The sequence below is a fragment of the uncultured Nostoc sp. genome, assembly GCF_964245575.1.
Lineage (GTDB): Bacteria > Cyanobacteriota > Cyanobacteriia > Cyanobacteriales > Nostocaceae > Nostoc.
The window spans coordinates 1-9,823 of the sequence record NZ_CAXTNP010000277.1 but is presented as its reverse complement, the minus strand read 5'-3'; the positions used below and the strand labels follow the sequence as shown (position 1 = coordinate 9,823).

The window sequence follows — 9,823 nt, the reverse complement described above, 5'->3', positions numbered from 1 at the left end:
AAAAACGATTATTTTAGAGAAGTTTAAAAATATGGCAACCACACCGCACGACACATACTCTTTATTCACTTTGGATGTAGCGAAAGTGAATATCCCCCTTGTAGCTAGAAGCTTTAGCTAACTCCTTGAGGTTCTGTACCCCACTATACTGATGTCCATTGATAACCCAAATTGGTACACCAGGGACTTTCGCAGCTACCAATCTGGATGAGCGTTTAAACCTCTCTTGTCGCACTCCACCTTGATGGTGTCACTGATAATCTGGTAGGCTTCCTTACCAAAGAGTAATTTTTGCTCATGACAGTGAGGACACCACCAAGCGACATATTCCTTTGCTTTGATGTTCACCAAATGCTTGGCTAAGGCTAGTTCTGCCTCCCCAGAAGTGGTGGTGATTGACCAACCGACTCCAGTCTGAGGCCGTTCTTTGGGCAGGAAGAAGATGATTGATGGGGACTTTTGATTGTCCTTGGTAAGCGCTAGTGCTGTTGGTCTTGGCGAATGAAGTGCAGAGACGGAAGCCGTACTAACACAAAGAATGGAGAGCGGTAACAGTGCAAGTAAAACAGGGTGTTTGATAGGCATATTACATATATGATGAACTGTGATTGAGTACTTGTCGAAGCTAACAATTGTATGGTTAAGATTGTAGTATTTTGTATAACTGATAACATGAAGCCAAGATATTATTATTCTTCATCTTCATCATCCTCATAATCGAAATCATCATCACCATGTTCTTCATACCACTTTCTTTCTGACTCCAAAGCAATTTCTCTCGAGATCCTTTTTCTTTCTAAAGCTTCCCTTTCTAACTTTTCTATTTCTTGCTTTTCTATTTCTTGCCTTTCTCTTTCTATTCGTTCTCTCTCTCTTGTTTCTCTTTCTAGCCTGTCTCTCTCGATTTGAATTAATCGCCGCTCCACTCGCTCACAGTAGAAATCCAAAGCCTTACCAGTGACACCTCCGGTAATCGCACCAGCAGCTAAAAAGACGAGGGCAGTTTTCCAGCCGTTAATTGGATTGCCACTCCACTCCAGAGTACCCTCATTGATCCACACCAATAGAAAATAGACAATAATTCCAACAACCGTATTAATTACAGCAAAAACTCTCGGTGTCATTTCGGATTGACGAAGTATCAACCACTGTGAAAAGGTGAGCATCACACCAAAGATGACGGCAGCGATAGCACAAAGAATAACATTATCTGGGAAAGTGAAAGGATCTACTCCAAATTTAATGATTAGTGCGATCGTAATCGGGGCAGAGAGCAAAAAGCTTAGGAGTAAGCTAGCACTAATCGCAAGAAACCAGTAACGACCGAGATAACCCAGGCGAAATTCTAACAACGACTCTTGTACTCCAAACAAAGTCATCCAAAATGCAATACCTGCCGTCAAATAATCAAGCATTAGCCGTTGTTTTACCCATGTGTTGAAGAAGGTATTTTCTAGAATAAGCTGAAATTGAATTCAGTTGTCAGAAGTCAAAAGTCAGATTTGAATTCAGGCTCCTGACAACTGAAGTTTTTCTTGTTAACTGTGGTATTGGACTGATTTTCGTCAAAGTATTCTCTCATCGGTGCAAAATATAAAAAGCAATGAAAAACCCCAACCTGTTTAAAGGATCGGGGCATAAATAAAAACTCTATATTCCATGATGACACAACTCAATATTTGCTCGACTGCTGTCAGCCTAGAGGTGGGGCAATGAACAAACCACCATCCAGAGGCAAAAAAGTTATCCCTGTGGCATCTGGTGAACCAAAGCCAGCCGCCGACTCTGTAAAGGAAAATACTTCTGGGCAAGATAACCCAGCCTCAGCAACGATTACGGTGACTGCTGTTGAAGTTACAGAGTTGACAGAGGAAGAACAAAGCTTACGCCTTCATTTAGAGCGCCGTGTGGAACGTGCATTTTTGTCAGCGGGTCAAGCGCTGATGGACTTGAGGGACAGACGGCTATACCGTTCCACGCACCGAACTTTTGAGGAATACTGCCGCGAACGCTTTGGTTACAGCCGTGATGCAGCGTACTTGAAGATTTCGGCTACTGCTGTTTACGAGAATCTTCAAAAGTTTTTGCCGACCAATGGTCAGCAAATTCCAATGCCGACCAACGAACGACAACTGCGGTTTTTGGCAAAAGCTGAGTTGGAACCGGCTGTACAAGCGAATGTATGGCAACAAGCAGTAGAGCAAGCTGGGAATAAGATTCCTTCTGGTCGGATAGTGAAAGATGTTGTGGATAAAATACGCGAAAGTCCGAAAGTACCCAATCCTTACCATATTGGTGAAATATGCATCCTTCTGCCCAAAGATAACCTAGACTTGAGAGGTAAAACAGGTTATTGGGGCGTGGTAACTCATGTTGGGGAATACAATTGTACACTCCAGACATGGGACGGCGACTACACCGTAAAAATCGAACACCTGAAATCGCTGGAACTATTTGATGAAGATTGTAGATTTATGCAACAGTTATGTATACGGTTGCGCCAGTTAAATCAAGTGGTCAGCCGTGAAGAAGCTGTGGATTGGCTGTTGCAGGGGTTGGGGAAACAAGCTAAACCGTATCTGTCATCCTTGCAAGCAAAGCTGCTAGCGGCTGTGGAACGGGAGTACAAAATCGAGTGGAGGCAACAGAAATGATGGTGCAGCTAGGAAACAATAATTTAATACAACAAAGTTCACTTAACGAGTTTAGTTTCAAATATTTCTCGCCACAATTCAAATTCCGGACAATTGCACCAAAGGGTAACGAACCCATCAAAAAGTTTAGTTTCTGAATTTTTAACTCCCCTTGGGAGAACTTGGATCAAGATAGGAATATCCAAATCACATTTCCAATTTTCTATTTCTTTCTGAAGTTGGGCAATAGTGTCTTGATGGAATCCTCGGTCGTTGTTGGAACACTGAACAAGTAAACATCCATTATCAGAATCTTTGACTCGCTTGATTGAGAAATTAATCTGCGTCCACATTGATTGGACTTCATTGAAAATATTAGGCAAACCATAGTGATTGCCTAATATTGCCTTTCGGCGTTTCGATTCACCCATAAGTCCCCCTCAGCAATACAAATTTTGACAAGGATGACGAAGAAGATTCCTTATCTTCTGACGACGAGTAAGCTCAGTAGCGCTCAGATTAACCCTCTGCGGGTTATTAACTACTAATACTATTGTAACGATAAATCAAGGGTTTCAAGTATTTTGCAGTTGCAAGGATTGGGGATTTTACTAAACCTTATCTGTTATCCTTGCACGCTTTGCTGCTGGCGGCTGTTGAAAGAGAATACAACTTTGTTTAGAAGCAGCAAAAGTAAACTTGATTGTTAATGCAACCATGCAAAAATTAACTTGGTGTATGAAAGCGGTAAGCGTTCGCGGACTCTCCTATATGGCGAATGTATTGTTAGTGTTAGTAATTGGAGAACTTTTCACCCAGACATTTTGGTTGTGATAAAAATCACCACGCTGTTCTAGCGTAAACCCACCCAGCAATAATCCCAACCATACTTCTACCATCGGCATTTGCAACACACGTTGCAGTTTAACTAAAGAAATCTCATCTTTGACATTTATCAGATGGTTAGCGATGGCGCTCTGCCATTTTTCCACATCCTCATCTGATGCCAAATTGCGGACATCTTCTAAAGTTGTTACCTCATCAAGCATTGCCAAAACATTCGCTTTTTCAACAGGTGCTGCTACAGAATCACCCAACTCAGTAGGAGATGAAAATTGGTGTGGGCCATGTGGTTTAAAAGTTTGTGGTGTTTGCGGTTCAATCAAATCATCTAAATCTAGGTGCATTGTTGTCCGCACTAAACCAGCAAAGAGATCGGTGCTAACAATTGGCCCCAAAAGACTATTGCGATCGCCTACGGCGGGGCGTAGCCCATCGCGCGTATCTTGCAACAGCACTTCGGCACGAGACTTAAGAATATCTGCAATCTGACTGAAGGCAAGCGCTGCGGTTGATAACTGTGCCTCTATTGGTAAATTTTCTAGCTCCGCATCTAAACATTCCCACATCGGCACAAGTGAGGATGTCGCTGGAGATTCAGACAATTCATCTAATACATCCCAGATTGTTAATTGGCGATATGTGGTCATCTCTAGGATTCTGGATGTAACGGGCAGGGTCGTACTGGGCAGTAGTTTGAGGCAATCTCAAACATATCTTTATATTGATAGAGTGAAACACTGTATTGTTTAGCAAACGCCTGCAACACCTGATCTGTATAGGCGCGGATCTTGCCAGCCGTTAGCCCAAAGCAGTGAATTGGTTCCAGGCGACAAATAGGCTGTTGTCCCAGCCAGAGTTCTGCCGACATAGCGTGTAATGGTTTATCGCCTGGTTCTTTATACAGATATAGCACTGCAAAATATGTTGCTGGTGCTTCGACTGCGATTGTATCAATTTCTGCTGAATTATTCTGGGAGCGGTGGCGATAGAATGAGCGGCGATTGTGGCAAATGCGTGGATTCCAACACCCGTCCCCTGCTGTTCCATGCAGCACTTTAGCTTGGGTTGTTGGTAATTTGGAACATAGCTGACACTTGGGGTCTAACGGCTTCGGCATACCTTACTCCGCTTCTTCGCCAATCGCGCGATAGTAAGCAGCGATCGCGCGATTGGCGAAGGGTATAGCGCCGAAACGCTTTCTCGCTTTGATGCCCTGTTAATTTTCGTGCATGGCTGGGGTCAACTCCCAATAGCAATAAGTCAGTAGCGTAGGTGTGACGAAAGGAGTGAGGATGTAAATCGTCAATGTGAGCTATTTCACCAATTTTTTCTACAGCGAAGTAGATGCCGTGATAACTCAAGCGTTCACCCTTGTATGAAGCATGGTGTGAAATCATCAGTGGGAAGTCGCTGTTTAACACCTCTCCTTGCTGTTCGCGCGTAAGCAAATACTCTGCTAAAACTTCCCGACTCTCTTTTCGCAGTGGAACTAAGCGTGGTTCATTGGTTTTGGTGTCTGGTAAAAATAGCAGCTTGCCATCAAATGAGCCAACATTTAGCTGTACAACTTCCCCAGCCCGCAGTCCATGACTGAGAATGTGAACGAGTGCTGTATCTCGTTGCTTTGTTTCTCCCAATAACTCTAACGCTGACCAAACCTGTTCCATCTGTTCTGGGGTTAAACTCTGGGCTGGTGGCAGTGGTACTTTTTCCAGTTTAATCCCCAGTGTGGGATTAGTAGCAATAATTTCAGGATACGTATAGCACATCCATTTAAAAAAGCTTTTGAGTGCCACAATTCCCGCATTGATGCTGCTTTTTGAAAGCGGTTTACCTGCATCAGTCCGTATTTCATCACGGAGATATTCTTTATATAGCGCAAGGTGACGTGGACGCAGTTCATGATAATGTAGCTCACTCCAAGTCAAAAACCTTTTGAGTTCGCGTTCGTAGAGTTTGCGGCTGTTGAGTGCGAGATTGTTGCTGCGTAAAAATTCCAGAACTTTTACCCACCGAATATCGGTTGGTGGTCTTCTAGTTTCTCCTGGCTGTGTGAAATGTAGAGCTTCACGATCAAGGGGAATGAGTTTGATCTCAGGTAAAGAATCTGCGCTGTAGTTCATCCAGTTTTGTGTAAATTATTAAGTATTAAGTATTAAATATAATCCTGTATTGATTTGAGACTACTCATCTGGTGGTGAGGTAGTCATGACTTCTACGACGGTACGATCGTGACCCGTTAGTGCCTGCTCCCATGTAGAATAACGCTGCATTCTCCCGTGATGAGGCCCGCCTAAAACCATCGTTTCAAAAAGCAACGGGGGATCTCCAAAAGTGAGATCGAATCCCGAAAAACTAGTTGATACTTTGGCATCCCCAACTATAGTTTCGGCAACTAGATGTTTGAGTGAATCTTGTACTGAGTGTAAATAATTTTGCCACTCTGACAATGAATTAACAGCAACAGGGGTATGTCCTACTAGTTTGTAATAAAGTATGATTGACAACTTGTGGCTATTACAACAAAACTTTACCCGATTTTATACAAAGTAAAGTAATCCTTTTGCTACCTCATAGCTCTCTATTAACTAATATATGCTCAATCGGAATAGTGGCAAAGATTCTGCATTTTGCATCATGTTTATTCCACAGCAAATCCCGATACTTGGCGCATTTTAGGAGTATGAAAACCGATGACAATATCTTGTTTAGGTACACCCATTTCCATCAATTCTAAAGCAATATCTACTTCCGTTGTATTTTGTTGAATCCAAATTTTATTATTTTTGATATCTAGGTGCATTATTGGGCCATATATCCGTTTTTGATTGTTCCATCCAATGCTAATAATTTGATAATGGTCATACTCTACGTCAAAAATCTGTTCGACTTCTACATCTCCATAACTAGGCTTGTACTCGATATACTTAGTTAATAATTGCTTAACTTTTGTGCGGTATTCATTTAACTTATCCATTGATCTATTTCCTCAGTCTCAAGGTTATAAATAATTAACTTCAATTTGTTTTCGTTGACTACAGTTTGAATAAAAGGCAAATTAAAAAAATCATTATAAGTGACCAATGGGACAGCTAAATATAAATTTCTTGAAGGTTCTTCTGCACGTAATGCAGTCCGATAATTAATAAATTGTCCTAGTGCCATGTGAAATTCTGAAATCTTCGATGCACTAACAAAATTTTTGATTTCAACTGCTATTTTTTCTCCAGCTTTTTGGGCAGCAACTAGGTGTTCTGCACCTAAATCAATCTGAACATCAACCCCGCCACACCTAATATTGAGCGGATCATCTGTAATTACCCAACCCTCTTTTTCTAATGCAGACCTCACAATATTGTGGAATAAATCACGAGCCAATAGATTTCAACTTGGTAATGACCATCGACTTCAGCACATAAATCCTTTAAATCTAGACTTTGCTCACATTATGCTTTAAGTTACATCGCAATACAAGACTACAACACAAAATAACATACCCTTATCTTTTATCTGGCAAAAACTACGATAAAAACCACTTTCCTTGATATACAACACTTTCACCAACATGCGATCGCGGAGGGTGCATGTTGGCAACGGAATAAAAACTATTGCGCTGCCGATAAATTTTGTTTGTCTTTGGTATCGCCTTTGATGCGTAATCCAAGCGATAACCATTTACAGGGTGCTAACTTCCAGTTATAGTTAGCCGTAACTTATTATAGGCACAATGCAACTATAACTTTGACTTGGTGCAAAGATAGTTTACAAAAATTGCTCAGGTGGTTGCCTTAGTTCCGGGTTAATTTGAGAAGCTATCCACGCGGATATCCCGCCAGACATCAGACACTTGCCAGCCGGAATTGCCCACCGATTGTACTGGAGGATTGTCAAGGAACGGAATATAGTCAGGTTCTCTTGGCTCTTGAGTGATTACTGGTTTCTCCTCAACCACAGGGGCTGAAGAATTAATGGTATCAGCTTGAAGAAGTTGGTCTTCTGCTTCTTCGATTAACTTCATCTGTCTTAGGGTAAGCTTGTCGGATTTTTTGATGATCTTCTTTGTATCTATATCATTAGAAGTATTCATTGGCTGTTCCCTCGAAGGCATTGGCTTAAAATTTGGACTCAAGTAAAGTTGGTAGAAATGAAGTGTTAATAATTGCACGGAGTTACAAGATACACCAAATCTGTGGAAAAGACGAGTCCCTTGCTGAAGAATTTACTTAAAATATCTTTTGTGAAAGCAGCATGAAAGATGTTTTAAGTAAATCAGCAGAGTGATTGAGCTAACTCTCGTCAGTTTGATGGATGTCTCAAAGCGCTGAATCTTGTCAAATTGTTAGGAAAGAAAAGGTTTAATTTAAAACTTGTAGAGCATTTATGATTCAAATACCAATGGTTCGCCAAATCCTATTAGATGCCGAAACTGGATTGCTACCATATCTTAGTCAACAACTTCAAATACAGAGCTTTTCCCATTTTAAGGCTCAGTTTGGTTTTCATGTAGACGAGTATTGTACGCAAGTTGCCTCTAATGAGGATTCTTCACAAATACAAACGAAACTTTTGTTCACTCTCAAGTTATCGATTGTTGTAGATAGCCAAACTCCCTCAGAGGAGGCAACACTACACGCTCTTGAGTTTCAAGAATTGCTAGATGTACAAATTATTAGATGGAGCCAGGATAACGAAAAATTGCTTAAACCAATCTCAGAAATCAAAGGGGCGCTCAGTCAGATGTCAGAAATACCGTTTCACGGTGGCTATCTTCCAGGTTTCGAGATTCATCGCCAATTTACTCTAATTTATAGTGCTGGTACTACACAGTTAAGCCAGTCAAGTGAGCAAACATTGGAGCCTCAATTTTCAAAGCATAGGCCAGGCGAACGCACTCCCATAAGCGGACAGTACGAACTAATAAATTCTGATGGAGAAAGCACAGGGCTAGAGGTAACATCAATTAGTGGGCATCCGTTTCCTCCAACGAGTGAACCTGACCAATCATATAGGTTAGTTGACCCCACTCTTCACAAAAAGTCTAATAGGTAACAATCAGTGTTGTTTTAGCGATCGCATACAAATGGAACCTGGCTGTGCATTTGTTATTGGTTTAAAATGTGCAGGGATTTTGGTAAAAAGTGCTACCTCTGATAAATTTGCTGATGATACATTGAATACTAGAAAAATATGAGTAAGCTCATCTTAATTACAGGTATAAGTAAAGGTCTAGGTTATGCAATGACCGAGGGTTTTATTCAACAGGGGCATACTGTTATTGGTTGCGCCCGTTCATCAGATGCAATCGATAAAATACGCCAAAAGTTTAGTGCGCCCAACGATTTCACATCTGTAGACGTGGCAGATGAACAGCTTGTAAAGAAATGGGCCCAAGACGTACTCCAAAAATATTCACCGCCAGATATAGTAATTAATAATGCGGCAATTACTAATTACCCAGCACCTTTGTGGGAAATACCATCCGAAGAATTTTCTGACCTAATAGATATCAATATCAAAGGAGTAGCGAATATAATTCGTCATTTTGTACCAGCAATGGTGAAAAATAAACGGGGTATTATCGTTAACTTTAGTTCTGGCTGGGGACGTTCGACTTGGGCCCAAGTCGCACCATACTGCGCTTCCAAGTGGGCAATCGAAGGATTAACTCGTTCTTTGGCACAAGAATTACCGAATGGTATGGCAGCTATACCCCTCAATCCAGGGATTATTCATACTGATATGCTTTCAATTACCTTTGGAGAAGAAGCTGCTAATTATACATCCGTGTCCGATTGGGTATTGAAAGCTGTTCCATTTATTCTCAAGTTAAAACCCAAAGATAACGGGATTCCCCTAACCATTTCATGAAATTAATCATGGTTGAATTGTTTTGACTGTATATTAACCAATACAACAGCGATGTCTACGACGGGCTGCGCCTACGCAATTGGCTCAATGTGGTTGAGTTAAGAAAGTTTCTCTGTGAAGGCAAGGGAACAGTTACGAAAAAACAGGCTGATCTAAACTGTATTGGTTTATCGCCTAGAGGCACAATAAATTAGTACAATTTTTGAATCATTACGTTTTCAGCAGGAAAAATATTTGAGTCAAAGTTTACCTATAGTAACAAGCCGGAAACTGAAAATTACAATCCTAACAGTAGGTTCAAGAGGAGATTTGCAACCATACTGCGCTTTGGCTATTGGCTTGAAACGTGCGGGGCATGAAGTAACGGTTGCAACGCATGAGAACTTTGAACCATTTGTGAGGCAGTTTGATTTAGAGTTTGCAGCGATCGCTGGCAATATGCAAGAGTTTCTGCAATCGAAACAAGGGCAGCAATTGAT

Annotated in this window: 14 protein-coding genes; 4 read left to right on the top strand and 10 right to left on the bottom strand. The window is 41.3% G+C overall.

Annotated features, from left to right (window positions below):
* Positions 1-195: 195 nt before the first annotated feature.
* Together ACFFAP_RS31050 and ACFFAP_RS31045 are read right to left on the bottom strand one after the other, a co-directional pair.
* Positions 196-585, bottom strand: a complete 390-nt coding sequence (locus ACFFAP_RS31050; RefSeq protein ID WP_366941881.1) for a hypothetical protein — start codon at positions 583-585, stop codon at positions 196-198.
* Positions 586-689: 104 nt separating this feature from the next.
* Positions 690-1,415, bottom strand: a complete 726-nt coding sequence (locus ACFFAP_RS31045) for a hypothetical protein (protein WP_375514818.1) — start codon at positions 1,413-1,415, stop codon at positions 690-692.
* Between the two features lie 297 nt (positions 1,416-1,712).
* On the opposite strand from ACFFAP_RS31045, the gene ACFFAP_RS31040 reads away from it, so the two are divergent.
* A complete protein-coding gene (locus ACFFAP_RS31040; RefSeq protein ID WP_375514817.1) occupies positions 1,713-2,654 on the top strand; it encodes a hypothetical protein in 942 nt (313 codons plus the stop codon).
* A gap of 38 nt (positions 2,655-2,692) precedes the next feature.
* Here the strand turns inward: ACFFAP_RS31040 and ACFFAP_RS31035 are convergent, their stop codons facing one another.
* The 8 genes from ACFFAP_RS31035 to ACFFAP_RS31000 form a co-directional block, all read right to left on the bottom strand.
* The gene (locus ACFFAP_RS31035) at positions 2,693-3,064 is read right to left on the bottom strand and encodes a hypothetical protein (RefSeq protein ID WP_375514816.1); all 372 of its coding nucleotides are present in this window, start codon (positions 3,062-3,064) and stop codon (positions 2,693-2,695) included.
* Between the two features lie 336 nt (positions 3,065-3,400).
* Entirely contained in the window at positions 3,401-4,123 is a 723-nt protein-coding gene (locus ACFFAP_RS31030) for a hypothetical protein (protein ID WP_375514815.1), read from the bottom strand.
* A 2-nt stretch (positions 4,124-4,125) separates the two neighbouring features.
* Complete coding sequence (locus ACFFAP_RS31025; RefSeq protein ID WP_273770069.1) at positions 4,126-4,593, bottom strand: hypothetical protein; 468 nt, start codon at positions 4,591-4,593, stop codon at positions 4,126-4,128.
* Positions 4,532-5,599, bottom strand: a complete 1,068-nt coding sequence (locus tag ACFFAP_RS31020) for a tyrosine-type recombinase/integrase (RefSeq protein WP_375514814.1) — start codon at positions 5,597-5,599, stop codon at positions 4,532-4,534. Before ACFFAP_RS31020 ends, ACFFAP_RS31025 begins: the two co-directional genes overlap by 62 nt.
* 60 nt (positions 5,600-5,659) lie before the next feature.
* Positions 5,660-5,983 carry a hypothetical protein gene (locus ACFFAP_RS31015; RefSeq protein WP_375514813.1) on the bottom strand — a complete coding sequence of 108 codons (324 nt, stop codon included), beginning with the start codon at positions 5,981-5,983 and terminating at the stop codon, positions 5,660-5,662.
* Positions 5,984-6,117: 134 nt separating this feature from the next.
* A complete protein-coding gene (locus ACFFAP_RS31010; RefSeq protein ID WP_375514812.1) occupies positions 6,118-6,453 on the bottom strand; it encodes a XisI protein in 336 nt (111 codons plus the stop codon).
* Positions 6,441-6,854, bottom strand: coding sequence for an element excision factor XisH family protein (locus tag ACFFAP_RS31005; protein ID WP_375514811.1), 414 nt, complete (start codon positions 6,852-6,854; stop codon positions 6,441-6,443). The genes ACFFAP_RS31010 and ACFFAP_RS31005 overlap by 13 nt, the downstream gene beginning before the upstream one ends.
* A gap of 421 nt (positions 6,855-7,275) precedes the next feature.
* The gene (locus ACFFAP_RS31000) at positions 7,276-7,563 is read right to left on the bottom strand and encodes a hypothetical protein (protein WP_375514810.1); all 288 of its coding nucleotides are present in this window, start codon (positions 7,561-7,563) and stop codon (positions 7,276-7,278) included.
* A gap of 293 nt (positions 7,564-7,856) precedes the next feature.
* Here ACFFAP_RS31000 and ACFFAP_RS30995 point away from each other — a divergent pair, with 293 nt between their 5' ends.
* From ACFFAP_RS30995 to ACFFAP_RS30985, 3 genes are all read left to right on the top strand, one after another.
* Entirely contained in the window at positions 7,857-8,525 is a 669-nt protein-coding gene (locus ACFFAP_RS30995; protein ID WP_375514809.1) for a hypothetical protein, read from the top strand.
* A 138-nt stretch (positions 8,526-8,663) separates the two neighbouring features.
* Positions 8,664-9,344, top strand: a complete 681-nt coding sequence (locus ACFFAP_RS30990; protein ID WP_375514808.1) for an SDR family oxidoreductase — start codon at positions 8,664-8,666, stop codon at positions 9,342-9,344.
* 234 nt (positions 9,345-9,578) lie between these two features.
* Positions 9,579-9,823: glycosyltransferase (locus ACFFAP_RS30985; protein WP_375514807.1), on the top strand; the 245-nt coding region annotated here is incomplete at its 3' end.

Coding starts and splice junctions, on each gene's coding strand:
- ACFFAP_RS31050 (WP_366941881.1), bottom strand. CDS start 585: ATGCCTATCAAACACCCTGTTTTACTTGCACTGTTACCGCTCTCCATT.
- ACFFAP_RS31045 (WP_375514818.1), bottom strand. CDS start 1,415: ATGCTTGATTATTTGACGGCAGGTATTGCATTTTGGATGACTTTGTTT.
- ACFFAP_RS31040 (WP_375514817.1), top strand. CDS start 1,713: ATGAACAAACCACCATCCAGAGGCAAAAAAGTTATCCCTGTGGCATCT.
- ACFFAP_RS31035 (WP_375514816.1), bottom strand. CDS start 3,064: ATGGGTGAATCGAAACGCCGAAAGGCAATATTAGGCAATCACTATGGT.
- ACFFAP_RS31030 (WP_375514815.1), bottom strand. CDS start 4,123: ATGACCACATATCGCCAATTAACAATCTGGGATGTATTAGATGAATTG.
- ACFFAP_RS31025 (WP_273770069.1), bottom strand. CDS start 4,593: ATGCCGAAGCCGTTAGACCCCAAGTGTCAGCTATGTTCCAAATTACCA.
- ACFFAP_RS31020 (WP_375514814.1), bottom strand. CDS start 5,599: ATGAACTACAGCGCAGATTCTTTACCTGAGATCAAACTCATTCCCCTT.
- ACFFAP_RS31010 (WP_375514812.1), bottom strand. CDS start 6,453: ATGGATAAGTTAAATGAATACCGCACAAAAGTTAAGCAATTATTAACT.
- ACFFAP_RS31000 (WP_375514810.1), bottom strand. CDS start 7,563: ATGAATACTTCTAATGATATAGATACAAAGAAGATCATCAAAAAATCC.
- ACFFAP_RS30995 (WP_375514809.1), top strand. CDS start 7,857: ATGATTCAAATACCAATGGTTCGCCAAATCCTATTAGATGCCGAAACT.
- ACFFAP_RS30990 (WP_375514808.1), top strand. CDS start 8,664: ATGAGTAAGCTCATCTTAATTACAGGTATAAGTAAAGGTCTAGGTTAT.